Origin of the sequence: Pseudomonas sp. NFACC16-2 (genome assembly GCF_900119205.1) — a bacterium.
GTDB lineage: Bacteria > Pseudomonadota > Gammaproteobacteria > Pseudomonadales > Pseudomonadaceae > Aquipseudomonas > Aquipseudomonas fluorescens_Q.
Window position 1 is genome coordinate 400,083 of the sequence record NZ_FPIX01000001.1, and the last position, 19,079, is coordinate 419,161.

The 19,079-nt window shown below is 58.7% G+C and carries 21 protein-coding genes and 1 pseudogene; 15 read left to right on the forward strand and 7 right to left on the reverse strand.

What is annotated here, in order from left to right; genetic code table 11:
- Nucleotides 1–3 precede the first annotated feature (3 nt).
- From BT116_RS01565 to BT116_RS01575, 3 genes are all read right to left on the reverse strand, one after another.
- Nucleotides 4–1,239 (reverse strand): NAD(P)/FAD-dependent oxidoreductase, encoded by a 1,236-nt coding sequence (locus BT116_RS01565; RefSeq protein ID WP_072339411.1) that lies wholly within the window; start codon nt 1,237–1,239, stop codon nt 4–6.
- A gap of 335 nt (nt 1,240–1,574) precedes the next feature.
- Nucleotides 1,575–2,069, reverse strand: a complete 495-nt coding sequence (locus BT116_RS01570; protein WP_072339413.1) for an aromatic-ring-hydroxylating dioxygenase subunit beta — start codon at nt 2,067–2,069, stop codon at nt 1,575–1,577.
- Complete coding sequence (locus BT116_RS01575; RefSeq protein WP_072339415.1) at nt 2,070–3,329, reverse strand: aromatic ring-hydroxylating oxygenase subunit alpha; 1,260 nt, start codon at nt 3,327–3,329, stop codon at nt 2,070–2,072.
- A 417-nt stretch (nt 3,330–3,746) separates the two neighbouring features.
- Here BT116_RS01575 and BT116_RS01580 point away from each other — a divergent pair, with 417 nt between their 5' ends.
- The 13 genes and pseudogenes from BT116_RS01580 to BT116_RS01635 all read left to right on the forward strand — a co-directional run bounded on the left by BT116_RS01580 (nt 3,747) and on the right by BT116_RS01635 (nt 13,548).
- The gene (locus BT116_RS01580; RefSeq protein WP_072339417.1) at nt 3,747–4,397 is read left to right on the forward strand and encodes a TetR/AcrR family transcriptional regulator; all 651 of its coding nucleotides are present in this window, start codon (nt 3,747–3,749) and stop codon (nt 4,395–4,397) included.
- Nucleotides 4,398–4,414: 17 nt separating this feature from the next.
- Nucleotides 4,415–5,305, forward strand: a complete 891-nt coding sequence (locus tag BT116_RS01585) for a fatty acid desaturase (RefSeq protein ID WP_072339419.1) — start codon at nt 4,415–4,417, stop codon at nt 5,303–5,305.
- Nucleotides 5,306–5,319: 14 nt separating this feature from the next.
- The gene (locus BT116_RS01590; protein ID WP_072339421.1) at nt 5,320–5,481 is read left to right on the forward strand and encodes a rubredoxin; all 162 of its coding nucleotides are present in this window, start codon (nt 5,320–5,322) and stop codon (nt 5,479–5,481) included.
- Nucleotides 5,482–5,596: 115 nt separating this feature from the next.
- Nucleotides 5,597–6,436, forward strand: a pseudogene (locus tag BT116_RS31690) (Tar ligand binding domain-containing protein); the annotation flags it as partial.
- A 78-nt stretch (nt 6,437–6,514) separates the two neighbouring features.
- The gene (locus BT116_RS31695; RefSeq protein ID WP_371856152.1) at nt 6,515–7,294 is read left to right on the forward strand and encodes a methyl-accepting chemotaxis protein; all 780 of its coding nucleotides are present in this window, start codon (nt 6,515–6,517) and stop codon (nt 7,292–7,294) included.
- Nucleotides 7,295–7,569: 275 nt separating this feature from the next.
- The gene (locus tag BT116_RS01600; protein ID WP_072339425.1) at nt 7,570–8,307 is read left to right on the forward strand and encodes a hypothetical protein; all 738 of its coding nucleotides are present in this window, start codon (nt 7,570–7,572) and stop codon (nt 8,305–8,307) included.
- A 117-nt stretch (nt 8,308–8,424) separates the two neighbouring features.
- Nucleotides 8,425–9,078 carry a cytochrome c oxidase subunit 3 gene (locus BT116_RS01605; RefSeq protein WP_083569090.1) on the forward strand — a complete coding sequence of 218 codons (654 nt, stop codon included), beginning with the start codon at nt 8,425–8,427 and terminating at the stop codon, nt 9,076–9,078.
- A gap of 4 nt (nt 9,079–9,082) precedes the next feature.
- Nucleotides 9,083–9,364, forward strand: a complete 282-nt coding sequence (locus BT116_RS01610; protein ID WP_072339428.1) for a cytochrome C oxidase subunit IV family protein — start codon at nt 9,083–9,085, stop codon at nt 9,362–9,364.
- 98 nt (nt 9,365–9,462) lie between these two features.
- Nucleotides 9,463–10,536, forward strand: coding sequence for a phosphotransferase (locus BT116_RS01615; RefSeq protein ID WP_072339434.1), 1,074 nt, complete (start codon nt 9,463–9,465; stop codon nt 10,534–10,536).
- A gap of 103 nt (nt 10,537–10,639) precedes the next feature.
- The gene (locus BT116_RS01620) at nt 10,640–11,584 is read left to right on the forward strand and encodes a DUF7064 domain-containing protein (RefSeq protein ID WP_072339441.1); all 945 of its coding nucleotides are present in this window, start codon (nt 10,640–10,642) and stop codon (nt 11,582–11,584) included.
- A 339-nt stretch (nt 11,585–11,923) separates the two neighbouring features.
- Entirely contained in the window at nt 11,924–12,652 is a 729-nt protein-coding gene (locus BT116_RS30965) for a hypothetical protein (RefSeq protein WP_072339444.1), read from the forward strand.
- Nucleotides 12,653–12,702: 50 nt separating this feature from the next.
- Nucleotides 12,703–13,269, forward strand: coding sequence for a cytochrome c oxidase subunit 3 (locus BT116_RS01630; RefSeq protein ID WP_072339446.1), 567 nt, complete (start codon nt 12,703–12,705; stop codon nt 13,267–13,269).
- Nucleotides 13,270–13,272: 3 nt separating this feature from the next.
- Complete coding sequence (locus BT116_RS01635; protein ID WP_072339448.1) at nt 13,273–13,548, forward strand: cytochrome C oxidase subunit IV family protein; 276 nt, start codon at nt 13,273–13,275, stop codon at nt 13,546–13,548.
- 250 nt (nt 13,549–13,798) lie between these two features.
- Here the strand turns inward: BT116_RS01635 and BT116_RS30970 are convergent, their stop codons facing one another.
- The gene (locus tag BT116_RS30970) at nt 13,799–13,960 is read right to left on the reverse strand and encodes a hypothetical protein (RefSeq protein ID WP_256572533.1); all 162 of its coding nucleotides are present in this window, start codon (nt 13,958–13,960) and stop codon (nt 13,799–13,801) included.
- 137 nt (nt 13,961–14,097) lie between these two features.
- On the opposite strand from BT116_RS30970, the gene BT116_RS01645 reads away from it, so the two are divergent.
- Both BT116_RS01645 and BT116_RS01650 read left to right on the forward strand, forming a co-directional pair.
- Complete coding sequence (locus tag BT116_RS01645) at nt 14,098–14,388, forward strand: type II toxin-antitoxin system ParD family antitoxin (protein ID WP_072339450.1); 291 nt, start codon at nt 14,098–14,100, stop codon at nt 14,386–14,388.
- Nucleotides 14,389–14,390: 2 nt separating this feature from the next.
- Nucleotides 14,391–14,747 (forward strand): type II toxin-antitoxin system RelE/ParE family toxin, encoded by a 357-nt coding sequence (locus BT116_RS01650; RefSeq protein WP_072339452.1) that lies wholly within the window; start codon nt 14,391–14,393, stop codon nt 14,745–14,747.
- A gap of 280 nt (nt 14,748–15,027) precedes the next feature.
- Here the strand turns inward: BT116_RS01650 and BT116_RS01655 are convergent, their stop codons facing one another.
- From BT116_RS01655 to BT116_RS01665, 3 genes are all read right to left on the reverse strand, one after another.
- The gene (locus BT116_RS01655) at nt 15,028–17,427 is read right to left on the reverse strand and encodes a TonB-dependent receptor (protein WP_072339454.1); all 2,400 of its coding nucleotides are present in this window, start codon (nt 17,425–17,427) and stop codon (nt 15,028–15,030) included.
- 130 nt (nt 17,428–17,557) lie between these two features.
- Nucleotides 17,558–18,481, reverse strand: a complete 924-nt coding sequence (locus BT116_RS01660) for a FecR family protein (RefSeq protein WP_072339456.1) — start codon at nt 18,479–18,481, stop codon at nt 17,558–17,560.
- The gene (locus BT116_RS01665; RefSeq protein ID WP_072339458.1) at nt 18,478–18,984 is read right to left on the reverse strand and encodes an RNA polymerase sigma factor; all 507 of its coding nucleotides are present in this window, start codon (nt 18,982–18,984) and stop codon (nt 18,478–18,480) included. The genes BT116_RS01660 and BT116_RS01665 overlap by 4 nt, the downstream gene beginning before the upstream one ends.
- Nucleotides 18,985–19,079: the final 95 nt, after the last annotated feature.

Below are 19,079 nucleotides of genomic sequence, written 5' to 3' on the forward strand. Positions count from 1 at the left end.
GCGTCAGAGCGCTGCGGCAAGTAACGACTTGAGATCAACACTTTCGTCCGCCAGCACTTGTGGATCGACTTGAACTCGCTCGGCAACCAGACGCTTGCCGACCATGAAGTCCTGCGGCCGGTTGACCGCGTCGACGGACAACACCACCCCCTTGCGCAGGTAAAAGGCGCAGAAGGATTCAGCAGCCATATCGCCCCGCAGCACCAGTTGGTCGTAGCCCTGGGACAGGCCGACCATCTGCAGCTTGAGATCAAACTGGTCGGACCAGAACCAGGGTACGGCGATGTGTGGCAGGTTCTTGCCACAGATCGTATGAGCGGCCGTGCGCGCCTGCTCCTGGGCACTCGGCACCGATTCGATGCGGATGAGACAGCCGAGGAAACCGTTGACGTGTCGGGCGCAGTCGCCAACCGCCAGGATGTCTGGATCAAGGGTCTGCGCGTAAGAGTCGACAACGATGCCGTTGTCGATCTCCAGACCGGCGTCACGGGCCAGTTGGTCATTGGGCAAGATTCCGATGCCGACGATGATCAAGTCGACCGGCAACTCACTGCCGTCGCTTAGCTGCACCGACTCCACTCGCTCGGCCCCCTGGAATACCTGCACGCTGGTTTCCGTGCGCACATCCACGCCCCGGCGGCGATGAACGCCCTCGTAGAACGCGGAAATCTCCGGAGCCGCGACCCGTGCCAGCACCCGTGGCGCCGCCTCCAGGACGGTGACCTGCAGGCCGTTCTTGATCCCGACCGAGGCGGCCTCCAGACCGATGTAACCGCCGCCGATCACCAGCAGACGCTTGCCCGCGACGAAGTCCGGCTGTAACCGTTCGATATCCGCCAGGTTACGAATGTAATGAACATTGGGTTTCTGCGCAGCCGGCTCCTCCAGGCGACGCGGCCTTCCGCCGGTAGCCAGCACCAGCTTGTCATAGGCCTGAGTCCGGCCGTCACTGAGCGTGACGATCCGCCGCTCGCGGTCGATGGCGCAGACCTGCACGCCGGTCCAGCACGCCACCTGCAACTTGTCGTACGCGGCCGCACTGCGAATCAGCAACGACTCGCGGCTCGCCTCGCCGGAAAGGTAGGTCTTGGACAACGGCGGGCGCCGATAAGGAAGCTCGGGCTCATCGCCGATCAGGATAATCCGGCCGGGATAGCCGTTCTGACGCAGCGTAGCCACCAGTTCGGCACCTGCATGACCGGCGCCGACAATGACGGCAGTTTCGTTCTGTGGATACATGGGGCGGCTCTCTTCGAGATGACTATGGCTTGCATTTTTCAGTCATGCTCGCCCGCTGCTGGAAGCCGCACATCGTCGTTTGCGACGAACTCGTGGCGGCTCCCTTACCTGCCATCCAGGGGTCAGAAACGGGCTCACTCCCGGTTGATCGAGCCGCTTGAACAACGGGGGCTGCCCGGCGCAGGAAGGGGCTTCAGGCAGCAACTGCATGACGCACTGGTAGCGGCCCCAGCACGCCTCCCAGGCCTCGTAACCGACATTGATGACCCGCCCTTAACCCGCCGCCGTACAGCCCCAGCACCTGCGCCAATCCATACTGCTCATGGAAGACGAACTCAGATTAGGAAAGACAGGGTGAAAAGGGCCTTGTCGTTGTTAACCAAGACCACTTTCTTGCGCGCCATGCGCAGGCTGTCTTCTTCTCGACGCAGCAGGTATTCGTTGCGGGTGCACCACACGGTGTCGGCGCGCAAGTTGGACTCAAAGACCATGGCATTAGCCGCCACCCGAATCTCGTCACCACTGGCCTCGATGATCTCGACGTTGGACAGCACCCGCCCCAGGCGCGAGCGCGGAGACTGAGTGTGGCGCTTGCCAGTATGGAACTGCTTGATCCGCAGGGCGATGCGCGAGCGGTTGTCATAGATAATCGACATCTGCGTTTCCGGGTCGATGTCATCGCCGTTAGCCGGCACCCAGTACACACCGTCGGTGGTCCATAGAGCCTCCCAGTCGTCGTACTCGTGAGTATCCTGCAGGCGGGCTTCGCGGTAGAGGAACTGGCTAACTTCGGCGATCAGGTTTTTTTCCGGGATAACTGCACTGCCCATTTATTGCGCCTCCATCAGCGAGCGGTAGTGGCTCCAGATGCCACGGGTGGTCACTTCGTCGGTAGCGTCACCGATCAGGAAGCCGTCAGCATCGCGGCGCTCACGCGCCAGGCCGCGGCCGAGGTAGTTCCACTCCGGATTGCGGCTGCGAACCCCACGCTGGGTGCGCTCGTACATTTCCGAGTCGTCGGCGAGCAGGAAACCAGCCGGCCCGACCGAGCCCATTGTCTGCTGGCGCAGGCGCCGGTTGAGATCGGGTGCGCCCTTGAACTGCAGCGCGGTGACGTGTTGCACGGTCTCGTCGACCGCCAGCGGTTGGATCACGAAAATCTGGATTTCGGCGATGAACAGGTTGGGGAAGATCATGATGTGTGGCGTGCCATCGATCATGATTTCGTTGGCGCGCTCGGTGCCATATGCTTCACGCATCTTGCTCACGTACTCGGGCAGGCGTGCTTCGGTGGTGCCAAACCAGCCCATGGGCTGGCCGATGCGGCGGAACTCTGGTCGCAGGTCGATCTCGGTGTGGCCACCGCCCATGTCCCGGGCCACGGCAGTGGAGTCAGCACTGTACAGATCGCCGATACCGCTGGAGGCGACATCAAAGATCGAGGCATGAACGAACTGAGGGTGGTAACCGTCGGTCTCGTTCTCGACGATGAACTTCCAGTTAGACTTGGCCTTGTGCTGCAGGAAACCGGCAGTGATTTCCACCTCACCCTCGGGCGACGTCACCACCAGCGCATCGAGCGCGCCACGGGCCGCCCCCAGGTGCTCCTCCAGCGTCGGCCCCTCCACGGCCATGCTGCCGAACACAAAGCCCTGGTAAATGCCGATGCGCGCCACCTTGCCCAAGCCCAGAGTGCTTCGGTCGGTGCCTTCGTAGCCGGCCGCGAACGGATAACCGCGCAAGCTACCGGTATTGGAGAAGGTCCAACCGTGATAGGGGCAGGTAAATGATCTGCGATTACCCGCATGCTCCAGGCACACCTGGTTGCCTCGATGCGGGCAACGGTTGAGTAGCAGATGGATTTGCCCCTCCCCGTCGCGGGTCATGATCACCGGCTGCGGGCCGATCGACTTGACCACGAAATCGTTGAGTTTGGGAACCTCGCTGACATGGCCAACGTAAACCCAGGTGCGGTACCAGATCCGTTCCAACTCGAGCTGGAAGAGCTCTTCGTCGGTGTAGACCGAACCATGCACGCGGTCATGCTGGACCAGGTCATCCCAGTTACGGGTGGGAATTAATGTCGTCATCGCGAACCTCTGAAGGGGAGTGAAGACTCGATAGCCGGCACTGTATCGATGCCCCCGAAAACCCAGATCGTCGCTTTCGACGAATTCCCCAACACCCGCACCAGACAGTCCAGTCGCCGCCGACTAACTGCTCAACTGAACGACCCTTTTCTTAACCTCTTCAATACGACTCACGCTCTTGCATTCGCCCCGAAAACCAAGGGCGCCAGGGTCGAGCACACCCCACATTCCCGCTCGTCGGATTCGACGATTTTCAACCACCTGCCGAAATCGGCAAACAGGCGAAATCACTTTTTTATTCAGATAGATAGCAGCAGATCAGCGGCCCTTAAAGATTAACAATGTTATTTTTACACAGTTAACAATACTCAAAAATGCTGTTAGTTTGGCCCCACACCCCACTGAACACGATGATCCATGGCCCGCCCAGTCTACTCAGCCGATGAAACCGAGAACCTTCGCCAGACCCTGGTGCGCGGAGCCCTGGAGCTGTACCTGGAAGAAGGTATGGACAACGTCACCCTGCGTCGGATCGCCAAGCGGGTGGGACTGAGCCACACCGTCGGCTACCGCTACTTCGCCAATAAGGAAGCCCTGGTCGCCGAGATGCGTCGCGCATGCCTTTTGGAGCTGAAGGCCGCGGCAATGCCGGCCAATGATGACGAAAGAGATCCGATCGAACGCATCCGCTCGACCCTTCGGGAGTTACTGGCGTTTGGCAGCAGCCAACCAGCCAAATACCGGCTCATTTTTTCTGACACTCAGCCGGATCTCACCGAATACCCACCGCTGCTGACAGAACGCTGGGAGTTTTTCGCCTCGTGCGTCGATCTGGTACAGACCGCCATTGACCAGAAACGCCTGCATGGCAATGCCCTGTTACTTACCCACGGTCTATGGAGCCTGCTGCACGGGATGCTCTCTTTGCACACGGCTAACCAGCTGGTGCATGGCCTGTCTCTGCGCGAAATGGCATGGCCGCTGATCGACAGTTTTCTGCACGCAGGCGATATCGCCCCCCCAACAAAAAAACCGCAGCCACCGACTAGCCAGTCGTCGCATAGCTGATGTAGAGGAGAAGACCTGTGACTATCAATGCCCTGGCTCGCTTTACCGTCCCCCTGGAAAAGCGCGCGGCCCTCGAAAAATTGTGCCGTGTCCCCGGCGCTTCCCCCATGGTGCTTGGACTGCTGGTCGCCTCCACCGGCGGCGTGATTGTTGCCGACATCCTGGCCGTGCTCGGCTACTTCAACCTAGGCTGGACCTGCCTGCTCAATACCTTCCTGATGTACTGGCAGTTCACTGTGGCCCATGACTCGATTCACCGTTCAGCGGCGAAGAATCAGAAGCTCAACGACCTGTTTGGCCATATCGGCATGGCCACCTTCGCACCGCAGATCAGCTTGGGAATTTTCCGTTGGGCGCATATCCAGCATCACCGTTTCACCAATGGCCCGAAAGATCCCGACAACTGGATGCACGGCCCCTGGTGGAGCCTGCCGGCACGCTGGTCCCTGCTGGAAATTGGTTACCTGCTATTCATCATGAAGAACCGGGATCCGATCGCCATGCGCCACCTGCGCGGCACACTGCTCAATGCCGCGATCACCCTGGCCATAGCCGCGGCGTTGACCTACCTGGGTTACGGCATGCATGTGCTGCTGTTGTGGTTCATCCCCTCGCGCCTGGTCTTCATCTTGGTGGGCTGCGTGTTCTTCTGGCTGCCCCATGTCAAGGACGACGTGGAATCCGAGCAGGACTTGACCCTGGCTACTTCCATGCGCCTGGGCCACGAGTGGTTGCTGACGCCGCTGTGTCAGTACCACAACTACCACCTGATTCATCACCTGTTCCCAACCATGCCCGCGTATCAGCATGTGAAAGCCTGGCAATTATTGGAGCCGGAGCTACGACAGCGCAACCTGCAGATTCAGCATGGCTTCGCCATTCAACCCGTCATCCATCTGTCCACCTGAAGAGGAGCCCGACCATGAAACGTTGGCAATGCAGTTTCTGCTCACACATTTACGATGAGCGTCTTGGTGATCCGGACAACGGTATCCCTCCCGGCACCCCCCTGGAAGACCTCCCTGACGACTGGATGTGCCCGGACTGCGGAGCCGGCAAGGCGGACTACTTCGAGGTTGTATGACTCATCATCGCCCGGGCCACGTTGGCCCGGTGTACCTGCACAAATGCGTTGAATGAGACTCCCCTACGCCCTCCAAGCTGCCCAGAAGCATCCGCCAGAAGCCAAGGAGCGTCATATGCGCAATCTGTCCGTGCGTACAAAGCTGTACTTCCTGATGTTCTGCTTCATCACCAGCCTCGCCGTCGTAGGGACCGCCAGCCGGCTCGGTATCCACAATGCCGGCCACAGCATGGAAGAGGTCAGCGGCGCGCTAAGTGCCGTTGATGCCTTGGCATCTCTGCGTCACGCGCGACTGATCTCAATCGCCGCCATGCAGGAGGGCGCCAGTTGGCGCCCCGAGGCGTTCGACTCGATGAGCGACAAGAGCGACGCACTGGCCGAAGCCCACGACCTGTTCAACGACATCCTCACGCGCCACCGCGAAGCCTTGACGCAGGCCGAGCTGGCGTTCAAAGCCTACGATACCCAGACCAAAAGCCGTGAAGAGCAGGCCCTGTGGCAGGAATTCAGCGCGCTGTGGAACGAATTCCAGAGCGCCGACCAAGTGCAGACCGAAATCTGCGAGACCCTCGCTCAAGCGAAGAGCTGGGACGACGTACATATTCGCTCGTTGGAGCTGGTAACTAACACCCTACCCTGGGCAGCGGCGATCCACGCCTCCAGTGAGCCGCTGGAGAAACTGCTCAAGCTCGGAGTCACCGATGCCGCGCAGGCGCAAGCTGGCGGCGAGTCGGTAATCGCCACCGCCAACAGCCTGATCGCCAGCGTACTAGGGGCCACCATGCTGATCCTCGGTATTCTCGCCGCCCTGATCGTACGCAGCGTGGTCAATCCGCTGCATCAGCTGCGCTCGACCTTCGAACAGGTGCGCAGCAGCAACGATTTTTCCCTCCGTGCACTTAACCATGGCCGCGACGAGGTGGCGCAAGCCGCCAGCGCATTCAACGCCTTGCTCGAACGGGTGCAGACCGCCTTGCTCGAAGTGATGGTCGGCGCCAATCGCATCGACCAAACGGCCCAACAGACCAGCACCATGGCTAAACAGGTGGCCAAGAGTTCGGTGCAGCAGAACGAAGCTGCCACAGATATCGCCAGCGCCATCGAACAGATGAGCGCATCCATCGGCCAGATCAATGCCAGTACCCGCGATGCTCACGCCCGAGCCCAGGATGCTGCGGACGCCGCCGGTTGCGGCGCGCAGGCAATCAGCCGCACAGCAGAGGAAACCGACCAGGTGACGCGCCAGGTCGGCCGAGCGAGCGAGACTATCAGCGCACTGGGCAACGAAACGGATCGCATCACCACCATCGTCGAGGTGATCAAGGCGGTTGCCGAACAGACCAACCTGCTCGCCCTTAACGCCGCCATCGAAGCAGCAAGGGCCGGCGAGCAGGGCCGTGGCTTCGCCGTGGTAGCCGACGAGGTACGCCAGTTGGCCGAGCGCACGCGCACTTCGGCCGAGGAGATCCGCGATATGGTCAGTTCCATGCAGGCCTCCGCCCGCCAGGCCGTCGTGGAAATGGCCATAGTGACCAGCCGCACTCGCGAAAGCCAGGCGCTATCGGAAAACGCGGCGGCCAGCATGAACGAGATCCTGCAGAGTGCCAGCCTGGTATCGGAGGGAATCAGCGCGGTTTCCCAGGCACTGATCGAGCAGGACCGCACCACCCAGATAATCGCCCAACGGATCGAGGCGGTGGCGCAGATGAGCCAGGAAAATTGCAGCACCGGCGAGCACGCCGCAGCGGTCTCCCGCAGTTTGGACGGTGCCGCTGCTGACCTGCGCCAGGCCATTAATCAGTTCAAGGTCTGACCCCCATTAATTCGTCGATTTCGACGACGTCGGGTGGACGTCAGGGGGAGAAGATAATACCTAAATAACAGTGTTCGCGATTCATCGCTCAGGGAATGCCTGAAGAAGACTTACTGAATCTAGTGAAATGCGCCGACCTCGTTGCCTGGACTTTTTGACGATGCAGACCGTCTTCCGACCGACGAAAGTTTCGCGAAACTATATTCACCCAGACAGGCCGCGTACTGAATTTCATGACACAAATACAACAAGCGCATAGCCATCGGAGAAAAAACATGAAATCCATATATAACATCCCCCAACGCCCCCACTTCACAAGTTGGCGCTGGTGCGGCTGGGCAGGTTACCTATACTGCATTATCATCCTTATAGCCTGGGCTGGAGTTGCGGGCTTTTTACCGCCTCCCGCACAGAGCCTTAGCGTAGATGAAACCCATCAATACTATATTGACAACAGCCTCCGCATCCGAATCGGCATGTTAATGATACTTCTATCCACCCCCCTCTATTACATATGGGGCAGTGCAGTTTCTAGAACCATGCAATATGTCGAAGGCCCGAATGGCACGCTTTCCCTCATACAATTAATGGGGGCTTTCGGCACTGTAGTGGCGACCTGGGCCTCATGCGTAGGCTGGGAGGCATCCGCCTATGACCCCGAACTGAAGACAGCACAAGACATAAAATTGCTGGCCGATTACTCTTGGTTATGGTTTGACACCACAGTCATGGTATCCGTCACCCAGTTTGTTTCATTTGGCTGCCTGTGCCTAATTGATAAAAACCCAAGACCGCTATTCCCCAAATGGCTGGGATGGTTCTCGATTGCCATGGGTCTGTCGTTCCTTATGGCGGTATTAATTCCGTTTTTCCGGACAGGCCCATTCGCGTGGAACGGTCTTCTTTGCTACTACGTTGGCCTGTTTGATTTCTTTATATGGATCATCATCGCCACTCACTATGTACTGAAAGCCATTAAGCGCATCGAGCAGGATTCTATTGGCATCGCCTGACTGCAATTGTTTACCGAGCACCATTGATTTTCTGCAAAAAAAGATAGAGCGACCGTCCTATTGCACACTCGCGGGCGTGCAATTGGGCTTCAAACTTCCATAACAGAGCGATTTGAAATGGTTGCCAGCATTGAGAAAGTAAAAAACAGACAGTCCAACTACCCGCTCGGAGCACTACACAGCTCTCGCCCAGAGCAACATGAAACCATTCCTACTCGAACAGAAAACAAGCACACCCCTGGCGAGGAAGGAGTCTTCATCCTTGTCCTGATGGACATGATGTTATTTATGATTATATTCTGCTCTTACTTTTATGAAAGAGCCAAAAATCCTGACAGCTTCATTCAATCTCAATCGTCGTTATCCGTAAATGCGGGAATTTTCAACACGCTCATTCTCTTAACCAGCTCATGGTTTATCGTATTGGCCATACGTAGCCTGTCCAAGCTGAACCGGCGCACCTGCATGGTGTTTATTCTCCTGACTCTAGCGTGCAGCTTGGCTTTCACGATTTCAAAGTTCCTAGAGTACAAAGAAAAACTGTCTACCGGCATAACCATGCTCACCAACGACTTTTTCATGTTTTACTACATGATTACCGGCCTACATTTTATGCATGTACTCATTGGATCAATTGTTCTAATCGTCATGTTTTTTCGCATTAAAAATGGCTCATCGGGCGTTCACGGACTTGAAAGCTCCGCCACCTTCTGGCACATGGTGGATTTACTGTGGATTATAATTTTCCCCCTGCTCTACATCATGAGATAGCAAGATGACTTACTCATTCCCATCTCGCGAAACTTTTGTCTGGCTGCTTCTGATAATGGCCACGCTAGCGACTTTTTATTTCTCGGGCAGCACGCTTGGCAGTGCGATCACCAGTAGTGAGAGCCGCTTGATCATGATCGCCATTGCCGCGTTTAAATGCAGGCTAGTCATGCGGGAATTCATGCAGATCAAGAACATGGCACTGCCATGGAAATTAGCGTTTGATGGCTGGCTGCTTCTTGTTTCCACAATCATATTTATTGGACTCAGACTAGGCCAAGATTAAACATTTCACTTCCAACAACCCAGTAAAAAATGCAATCCAAAGCGTTTATTTATACGCCTCACCGACCCAACCGATCACGCACAAATTGAAGAGGCAACATGAAACCGATCATTCGCAACCCTGCAGAGTTTACCCCAGCCTGGTTAACGGACACCCTTACCAAGGCCGGTGCGCTTACAAAAGGACATGTTTCCAATCTTACGGTGGAGACCGTTGGCACAGGGCAATTGGGCTCCGTCGTACGCCTGACGCCTACTTATGAGGGAGCCGATGAATTTGCCCCCAATACCATTATTGCCAAACTGGCTTCCGTAAGTGAGACCAGTCGTCAAACGGGCGTTGCCATGGGAGTGTATGAAGCCGAAGTACGCTTTTATCAGCAAATCAGTCGCACCGTTGAAATCAGAACGCCACGCTGCTGGTTCGCAGAGTTCGACCCGACCGAAGGCTGGTTCACTTTGCTGTTCGAGGATCTTGGTACCTACAGTGTGGGCAATGTCATTGAAGGAGGAACCGTCGAGCAAGCACGTCTCGCGCTACAACAACTTATCAGGTTACAGGAACCGCGCTGGAACGACCCATTGCTCCTGGATCTGCCATGGCTCGCGGACCAGCGACGCACCGTGGGCTTGTTCTCTCTCTTCCCTGGTGTCTTGGGTGTGTTTTCCAAAACCTTCGCGCCCCTCATCGACCCCGAGCTGATTCGCCTGGCGGAGCGCGTGGTGCCTCGCTCAGTCGAATACATTAGTAGGTTGGACGGCCCCCGAGTCATACAGCATGGTGATTACAGGCTCGACAATATGCTCTTCGGTCACGATAGCGAGCATTCGCCATTGATAGTTGTTGACTGGCAGACGGTGCGCTTAGGGTCGCCGATGGTCGACGCCGCGTTTTATCTCGGAGCCGGCCTCTCCACGAAACTCCGCCAGCGCCATGAGCAAGAGTTAATCCGTGACTATCACGAACAGCTGCTTGCCATGGGAGTAAGGGACTTTTCTTGGCAAGCCTGTTGGGATGGCTATCGCCTGCATGCCCTGTACGGGTTTTTCATGGCGGTGGGTACTTCCATGCTAGTTCAACAGAATGAGCGCGGCTTAGCGATGTACAAAGCTTCGCTGGAGCGTCATGGCGCGCATGTTCTGGAGCTGAATGCAGAAGCACTCTTCAACTAAAGCTGAAAGTGAGCATCCGTCGAGAACTGCGTCATACGTCCGGACAGGCAGCACTCTGTAGCAAGGCGCTGCCTTGAAAATACGATAATAATCAGGAGTGGACATGAACAAGGTAGGTAATAAATCTTCAACAGCAGCATTTTCCCTAGGACCGGAACACGACCTCCGTCATAAATTAGGTAACGAATCCCATGCGCGCGAGTCGCTGGTTTTCATGTTGCAGCTTGCCGAGGAAAACATCGCCGCTTTCATTTACACCTGGGTGAGCGGGGACAATAAAGCAGGCGCCGCCTTGAGCGTTTACGGTTCCGGCGTGGGCAAAGAGCCCATATTTGAGATTTGCGACGGTATTCTTGTACCCAGTGATATGGATTTTGACGATTGGCACGTGGGTGATGTCCGAGTCCGCCATCGCTTACCGCTTGAGACTGCGGAAGTTCACTACTCCGGCCAGAAAGCCAGTATCGAATACCAGTTCGAAGCGATGCACCCGGCCTACAACTACGGCTCCAGCCCGGAAGGATGTCCAACTTGGATGGCGACAGACCGTTTTGAGCAAAGTGGGCGCGTAAAGGGCGTGCTTCGCCTTGGCGAGCGCACGATTCCCTTCGAGACGTTTGGTCATCGTGACCACTCGTGGGGGACGCGTGATTGGGGGCAAGTGCAGCAGTCGAAGTGGCTCGAAGCTCAGGCGGGCCCCGATGTGGCCTTGAATGTCTTTCAGTACATGGCTGTTGGCCGCACTGGCTTCATGGGATACATCCAGAAAGAGGGACGCATTGAGCAGGTGACGGACGTGCGGGTCGACTTCACGCTAGACCCGATGTTTTATCACACCGAGATGGCCTTTGTTATCGAAGATGCAGCCGGACGCGTCACCACTGTGCGTACCAAGCTATTTGCCTTGTTTGAGTTCGAAGTCAGCCCCCTGTACACCCTTAACGAGGGTTCGATGGTTGTGGAGATTGATGGTGAACCAGGTGTAGGTCACGTCGAAATGGGGTGGTCGAAGGCTTATCTTGATTATCTGCGTCAAAGCGAAAGCTAAGAACCAGGGCTGTAAATAGAGTTTTTGCACGTAACGGCGGGATCACCCAACAAGGGGATGCTTACCAGCTCTGGATAGTGGGTTTTTCATGGGTAGTTAGCAGATACCGTGTCAACCACCTGTGTTGGCGCCGCATATTTTCGAACTATCAGCAAACAATCCAGCGCTGTTACGCAAAATCGTCGTAACCGACGATTGGCCACGCAGCGGAATCGCACTCATCGGGCCGACCTACACATAAACCAACGAACTCCTCGAGAAACTGATCGGACGAACTCTATGATGCTTTCGCCAACACAAGAAAAACTGACTATTCGCCATAAAAAAGGACCTCTCGCGATGACGACCGAACGCTCGGCAAGTTACCGAATCCTGCATCTGTGCAACTACTCTGTTCTGATCGTCGCGCTTGGTGGACTACTTGGGTTTGCTGTATTCGCGGGTTTCTGGCCACCGCCTCCGGCCTACCTCAACGCAAGCGAAATCAGCAGCTATTTTCGAGAAAATAGTTTCGGTATCCGAGTGGGCATGATGGTCATGTTCGTCTGTATGCCCTTCTACCTGACCTGGACTGCGGTCATGGCCAAAATCATGGAACGCATCCTAACGGACTCCATGAGCGTTCTCTCGCAGGTGGTGCGCACTAGCGGCGTAGCTGCCATGTTGACCTTGATGCTGCCTGCACTCTACTGGATGACCGCCGCCTTTCGGCCCGACAGCCGCTCCGATGGGGAGATCCAGATGCTCTACGACCTAGGCTGGTTCATGTTCGATCCACCCTTTGTGATCTTTGCGATCGAGTGGTGCGCCATTGGCATCTGCATGCTGATGGACAAGCGGGAGCAGCCCCTATTTCCATCCTGGATCGCGTGGTTGGGTTTCTTCACCTGCGCAACTTTCATCTCGGTCCTACTGATTCCTTTCCTGACCACCGGCATCTTTGCATGGCACGGCCTGATCACCTTCTGGCTCGTGTTCGTGACGTTCTTCGTCTACCTCTTTTGCCTTGTGCCGTTGACCCGGAAGGCTTTGCTGCGACTCGAAGCGGAAGATCGGGGGAAGAATTGAAGTTAATTCCGTCACGGCAGCGTGTTACCGCCAGGCCCCTTTTGCCCCCCATGTGCACGCCACAAGTCCGTCGCCTGCCGGGTTTGGAAGGTATCTGGGTATTCGTCGGCCTGGACATGATGATCTTCGCGCTGCTGTTCGGCTCATTCATGGTCGAGCGTCTAAAGAATCCCGACACCTTCGAGGCTTCACGTCAGGCTCTAAACCTCCACTTTGGAGGAGGCAACACGCTGATCTTACTGACCAGTTCCTGGTGCATGGTTCGCGCCGTCCAGGCGGCGCGCCGGCGCGCCGCGGTCGGTCCGTGGCTGGCGGCCGCCCTCGCCAGCGGCATCGCGTTTGGCATTTCGAAAGTCTTTGAATACATGGGGAAGATTCAGGCCGGCTACACCATGCTGACCAACGACTTCTTCATGTTCTATTTCGCGCTGACCGGCATCCACCTCCTGCATGTCGTCGCCGGCTGCGTGGCGCTTGCCGTGTTCTGGACACGCGCTCGGGCGGGGACATACGCCAGAGACAGCAGCCTGGTAGGTATCGAGAGCATGGGAATCTACTGGCACATGGTCGATTTGCTTTGGATCGTCCTTTTCCCGCTACTTTATCTCATGAGGTAATACATGGACCGCGCACAACGATGGGTAACCAGCGTGTGGTTGTTGCTGAGCATCGCGACGATCGTCACGACCTGGGGCTTGTCGAAAGACAGCGTCACCGCAGCGACCGCCACGATCGCGACGATATTGATTGCCGCCTGGAAGGTGCGTATGGTCCTGCTCCACTTCATGGAACTGGATCACGCCCCCTGGGGGGTGCGACTCTTGTTCGAAAGCTGGACGGTGCTGGTGGCCGTCGTCATCCTCGTTCCCTATTTCCTTGCTCCGCTGTTGGCGTGACGCGCGCCAATGACCGCAATGCTCGAAAAGTCTGACCCATTCTTCAGATCATGGTCTGCGAACACAGAGTCTCGATCTGCGCCTAGGTTCAGCCCTGTTTAGCCAGAATCTGGTCGTCCTTCTCGCCGGCCGCGAACGGGTCGGGGAGCACGGCATCAAGTTGGGCAAGCTTTGCGCACGAGATCATGCGGGCTCCATGTGATGGACAGACCGTCGGGAGCCGACAGCCTACTATCCGGAAACCTGCGGTTTACTTGCCCAGAATGTTCTTCAACGCAGCGGTATGGCCGGCCGCGTCGTTTACGCTGGACATCACTTCGATGATGGTGATCTCCTGATCGTTCATCGTCATCAACGAGGCCATCAGTAGTTTCAGGCCGTTGAAATCGTCGGTGCCGTCCAAGCGGTACATGCAGTCCGGGTCAAGGCCAGAAGGATCTCCCTACCAAACAGTTCGTCAGATACAAATCCCGAAATCAAGTGCTCACGAGGGAAATGGCATAATATGCCAACTATCGAAAACCTGTTTGTCCAGACCTGGAGCTAATTATGGCGACGCGAAACGTTGTGCTTACCCCCCATCAGGAGCAGGTTATCCATGACTTGGTTCAGTCCGGCCGTTATCAGAACGCCAGCGAAGTGATGCGAGAGGGTTTGCGGCTATTGGAGCAACGCGTCGCGGAAGACACCGCGAAAATTGAGGCCCTGCGTCAGGCGACCTCGATCGGCATCATGGATCTTGAACACGGCCGTTTCACGCAGTTGAACGAGGGGGACCTGGAGCATTACCTCGAGGGCTTGAGCGTGGAGGCAACCCTCCCCGCGAGAGAGAAACACTGAGCATGCCGCACTATCGGATTTCCGCCGCGGCGCGCACAGACATTGTCTACATCCTCAGGCTCTCCCAAACACAATTCGGCGATCAAGCACGCCAGCGCTACCAGGCACTGATTCTTGCGGCGCTGCAAGATATCGCCGGCGTGCCCACCCGCATCGGCAGCCACGACCGACATGAGATTGCACCGGGCCTTCGCAGCTATCACCTCATCTACTCACGCCAGCAGGCAAAACACCCGCACGGAAGTGTCAAGAGTCCACGCCATATCGTATTTTATCGTGTGGCAAACGACGACGTCATAGAGATCATCCGACTCCTGCATGACGCTATGGATGTGCAACTGCACCTGCCCGACGCTTAAGCACACAAATCTCAGGCAAAAAAAGCCACTCATCTGAGCAATGCTGTTCACTTAAAAATGATGGACCTGTGGCGAGGGAGCTTGCTCCCGCTCGGCGGCGAAGCAGTCGTAACCCGGCGAGTGCGGTGTGCCTGATTCTCCGCATTTGGCAGGTTTGGGGCCGCTTCGCGGCCCAACGGGAGCAAGCTCCCTCGCCACGGGTTTGTCGATTGCCTTAAGTGAACAGCATTGCACTATCTGAGAGGCTTTTTCCCTTAGCGGGCCTTTCCATGCAGCCACATCAGAAATCAACAGTAGCCGACACCTTCAACGTACGCGGCGCCCCTTGGGTCAGATATCCACCATTGGCCGAGGCCCAGTAATTCTCATCGGCAACGTTCTCCAGCATCGCGTTGAAGGTCACCCCGCGGCCATCCATTTTCGTCCGATAGCGCGCGCCCAGGTCGACGCGGGTCCAGGCGGGGATGCTGTAGTCGTTGGCGCTGTCTACGAACTGGCCGCCGGTGCGCAGTAGCAGGCCGTTCAGGCTCACCCCGGGCAAGCCGGGCACATCCCAGTCGGCGCCCAGATTGAACTGGAATTTCGGCACCCCTACCGCCTGGTTACCATCGTCGCGACCGCCGGTGGTGCCGCTAAGTTCGGCTTTGGTCCAGGTGGCGCCGCTCAGCAGGCGCAGGCCGTCCAGCGGTTCACCGAACAGGCTCAATTCCACGCCGCGATTGCGCTGCTCGGCATCCACCCGGTAGTAGCCGTCGCCGCCGAGCACGCCTTGCGGCTGCTCGATGCGGAACAGGCTGAGGCTGCCGCCGAAGGTGCCCCAGTCGAGCTTGGCGCCCACCTCGGTCTGCTTGGAGCGATAGGGCGCGAACATCTCGCCGTTGTTGAGCGCGGCGGCCGGCGCGGTCGGGCCCTGTTGCAGCGACTCGACGCGGTTGGCATAGAGCGACAGGTACTCGGTGGGCTTGATCACCAGGCCATAGGCCGGCGTGGTGATACTTTCCTGATAGTTGGAGGTGCGGGCACCGCTGGCCGCGCTCCAGGCGTCGGCGCCGATGGATTGGCGGCGCACGCCAAGGGTCAGGAGCACGCGGTCGTCAAGCAAGCCCAGGGTGTCGGACACCGCCAGGCTACGGTTCTGCACCTTGGCGGTGGTGTCCGGGTCGTGGATATCGCCGGAGACGCTGGTGGCCGGCGGCTCGGCGACGGGCTGGCCCTCGTACAGATTGCCAAAGCCGCGACTGCCCGCCGCGGTGTTCTCGAACGCGTTGCGCTTCTCCTGCCAGATACCGTTGGCGGCCAGGTTGATACGGTGGCTGACCGGCCCGGTGGCGAGTTCGCCGCGCAGCCCGGTGACGGCGCTGAGGGTTTCCTGGTCCAGCGGCGAATAGAGGCGGCCGATACGGGCGTCGCCATTCGCGCCATAGACGTAGTTGGAGGCGTAGACACCGTTTTCCCGCGTGTATTTGCCGCCTGCGCTCAGGTAGGCGGTCCAACTGGGCGACAGGTCGTACTCGGCGCTGAACATGCCATAGGTGTCTTCGAGCTGCGACCAGCTCCAGGGTTGCGCGTAGTTGTGGTCGGCGTCGGGTGCCGACGGCGTCTTGCCGTTGAGTGTGCTGGTAGGCCCCGTCGTGGTCAGGTAGACCACCGAGCGTCCCTCATTGACCCGTTGCTTCTGGTAACCGAGGTCCGCAGACAGGCGCAGACGGTCACCGCGATAGTCCAGACCGAGGGTGGCCAGACTGAAGCGCGAATGTTCATCGTCCACTGCTGTCTCGCCCTCGCGCTGGGCCAGGTTCACCCTCACGCCAAAGCGGTTGTCCTCACCGAAGCGTTGGCCCAGGTCGAGGTGCCCACCCACTCGGCTGTCGCTGGCATAGTCCAGGGTGGCGCTGCGCGTGGGGGTGTCCTCGGCACGCTTGGAGACCACGTTGATCGCCCCGCCGACACCGCTGCCCGACGGCGACACGCCATTGACGAAGGCGTTGGCGCCCTTGAACACTTCGACGCGCTCGACCGACTCGGTGGAGATGATCTGGCGCGGCAGAATGCCGTACAGGCCGTTGAAGGCAATGTCGTCGCTGAACAGCTGGAACCCGCGCACGACGAACACTTGGGAGAAGTTGCCAAAGCCAAACGACTGACGCACGCCCGGATCGCTGGCCAGTACATCGGCCAGGGTCTGCGCCTGGCGCTTCTCGATCAGCTCGGAGGTGTAGCTGGAGAAAGCGAAGGGCACATCTTGCATGTCCTGGTTGCCCAGCACGCCGATGCGGGCACCGCGCGCCGCCTCCCCGCCGGCGTACTCGGCCGGCAGGTCGACACGGTCTTCGGCGAGCCCACTGATGGTGGTCGGGCCCAGCTCCAGCACGCCCTGCTCGGGCAGCGGCACCAGGGTGATGGTGCCGTCGTTGCCGGCCTGGAAGGTCAGGCCGCTGCCCTCCAGCAACCGCTGCAGGCCGTCGATCACCGAATAGTCGCCCTTGAGCGCCGGCACCATGGCGCTGCCACGGGTCAGGCCGGCGTCATAGAGCAACCGCACGTTGGCCTGCTCGGCGAAATCGGTGAGCGCCGCGTCGAGCCGCTGGGCAGGCACGTCGAGCTCGACGGCTTGCGCCTGTGCGGCGGTCATGGCCAGGGGAAGAACGGCTAGCGCCGCGAGGAAGGAAGTCGACCGCATGCTGATGTCCTTGGCTTTCAATACGAAGAAGTCGCATTTGCAGGAACGGAAGACGAAGGCGGCGATGATTTCTGAACCATCGCCGCCTAAATATTTTCTTTTTCTTGAAGGTACAGGCGCGGCGCGAAGCTCAGCGGGACGTGACCAGGATCAACCCCGGCAGGCGCACCAGACGCACAGGCAAGGTGGTTTCCACAGCGCTCAACACCGCCTGTGGGTCGTCAAGGGCGAACACGCCGGTCACCTGTAGCCGGCGAGCGGCTTCGTCGACAAACAGCACTCGCGTAGACTGGCTGCGCTCGAGCTCGGCGAACACTTGCTCCAGCGGCCTGTCGCGGAACACCAGCTTGCCGCGCTGCCAGCCCAAGCGTTGGCGCGCATCCAGTGCCTGCGGCGCCTGCAGCGCCCCGCCGCGCCACTGCACCTGTTGCCCGCCCACCACGGGCAGCGACTCGCGCCCCTCGCTGGAGGCCAGCACACGGCCCTCGCTTACCGCAAGGTCGACACCGCCCTCCTCCAGACGCACATCGAAGCGCGTGCCAGTGACGCGGATGCGCGCCTCGCCGGCCCTGACAATGAATGGCCGGGCCGGGTCATGGGCGACCTGGAAATCCGCCTCGCCACGGTACAGCCTGACCTCGCGGCGACCGTCGACAAACTGCCAGTCCAGCGCTGAATCGCCGTTGAGGGTCAACAGCGAACCATCGGCCAGCCGCACCTCGCGCACCTCCCCCGGCTGGGTGCTGATGTCGGCATACAGGCCAATCCAGGTGCCGCGCGGTAGCCACAAGGCGAGCAACAGCATCGCGGCGCAGGCCAGTGGAGCCGCCCACAGTCGACGACGACGCAGCACGCGCACCTGGGGCTGCTCGGCCGGACGTTCTATCTGGCCGAGCAACGACCACAGCCCTTCCACCTCCCGCAACGCCTGCTCGTGTTCGGGCGCCGCCTGGCGCCAGACCTGCGCGGCAGCGCGATCGGCAGCGGTGGCGCGGCCAGAATGCAGCAGCACCTGCCATTGTCGGGCCTGGTCGAGAAGCGAAGGATGAGTCACGGCTGCGGGTCCATCTGCTGCTGGCAGTGTTCGAGGGCCTTCAGGATATAGCGTCCGGCCATGCTTTCCGAGACACCCAGACGCTCGCCGATCTCACGCTGGGTCAGCCCGTCCAGGCGATTCCACAACAACGCCTCGCGCAGGTGCGGCGGCAAACCCTGGACCACGCGCTGCAGTCGCTCCAGGCGTTGGGCGTCGCTTGCCGCTCGCTCCGGACCCGGCTGGGCACTGACCAATTCGATGGATAGCTCCTCCTCGACCGGACGGGATTTTTGCTGACGGCGGTAGTCGATGATCAGGTTGCGCGCGATGCGATAGAGGAACGCACGAAGGTTGCCGATCTCCTGCCCGGATTCGCGCCGACGAAAGCGCAGCCAAGTCTCCTGGCGCAGGTCGGCCGCCAGTTCTGCGCACTTCACCTGCCGTGTGAGGAAGTGCAGCAGTTCACTCGAATGGCTCTCGAACTGGCCGTCGGTGGAATGAGGATCGGATGGCCTGGACACGCAAGCGACTCAAGCGAGGAGGAGTCGCGAGAATATATCAAATGATAATGACTTTCAATTAGTTAGGCGCCCGCAGAAAGGCCACATCCTAGCCG

Bases quoted from the DNA above. Each gene is read 5' to 3' on its own strand.
- BT116_RS01650 (WP_072339452.1), top strand. From the start codon at position 14,391: ATGCCGCACTATCGGATTTCCGCCGCGGCGCGCACAGACATTGTCTAC.
- BT116_RS31695 (WP_371856152.1), top strand. From the start codon at position 6,515: ATGGCTAAACAGGTGGCCAAGAGTTCGGTGCAGCAGAACGAAGCTGCC.
- BT116_RS01615 (WP_072339434.1), top strand. From the start codon at position 9,463: ATGAAACCGATCATTCGCAACCCTGCAGAGTTTACCCCAGCCTGGTTA.
- BT116_RS01605 (WP_083569090.1), top strand. From the start codon at position 8,425: ATGGTTGCCAGCATTGAGAAAGTAAAAAACAGACAGTCCAACTACCCG.
- BT116_RS30965 (WP_072339444.1), top strand. From the start codon at position 11,924: ATGACGACCGAACGCTCGGCAAGTTACCGAATCCTGCATCTGTGCAAC.
- BT116_RS01570 (WP_072339413.1), bottom strand. From the start codon at position 2,069: ATGGGCAGTGCAGTTATCCCGGAAAAAAACCTGATCGCCGAAGTTAGC.
- BT116_RS01590 (WP_072339421.1), top strand. From the start codon at position 5,320: ATGAAACGTTGGCAATGCAGTTTCTGCTCACACATTTACGATGAGCGT.
- BT116_RS01575 (WP_072339415.1), bottom strand. From the start codon at position 3,329: ATGACGACATTAATTCCCACCCGTAACTGGGATGACCTGGTCCAGCAT.
- BT116_RS01655 (WP_072339454.1), bottom strand. From the start codon at position 17,427: ATGCGGTCGACTTCCTTCCTCGCGGCGCTAGCCGTTCTTCCCCTGGCC.
- BT116_RS01610 (WP_072339428.1), top strand. From the start codon at position 9,083: ATGACTTACTCATTCCCATCTCGCGAAACTTTTGTCTGGCTGCTTCTG.
- BT116_RS01600 (WP_072339425.1), top strand. From the start codon at position 7,570: ATGAAATCCATATATAACATCCCCCAACGCCCCCACTTCACAAGTTGG.
- BT116_RS01635 (WP_072339448.1), top strand. From the start codon at position 13,273: ATGGACCGCGCACAACGATGGGTAACCAGCGTGTGGTTGTTGCTGAGC.
- BT116_RS01645 (WP_072339450.1), top strand. From the start codon at position 14,098: ATGGCGACGCGAAACGTTGTGCTTACCCCCCATCAGGAGCAGGTTATC.
- BT116_RS01630 (WP_072339446.1), top strand. From the start codon at position 12,703: ATGTGCACGCCACAAGTCCGTCGCCTGCCGGGTTTGGAAGGTATCTGG.
- BT116_RS30970 (WP_256572533.1), bottom strand. From the start codon at position 13,960: ATGTACCGCTTGGACGGCACCGACGATTTCAACGGCCTGAAACTACTG.
- BT116_RS01580 (WP_072339417.1), top strand. From the start codon at position 3,747: ATGGCCCGCCCAGTCTACTCAGCCGATGAAACCGAGAACCTTCGCCAG.
- BT116_RS01565 (WP_072339411.1), bottom strand. From the start codon at position 1,239: ATGTATCCACAGAACGAAACTGCCGTCATTGTCGGCGCCGGTCATGCA.
- BT116_RS01620 (WP_072339441.1), top strand. From the start codon at position 10,640: ATGAACAAGGTAGGTAATAAATCTTCAACAGCAGCATTTTCCCTAGGA.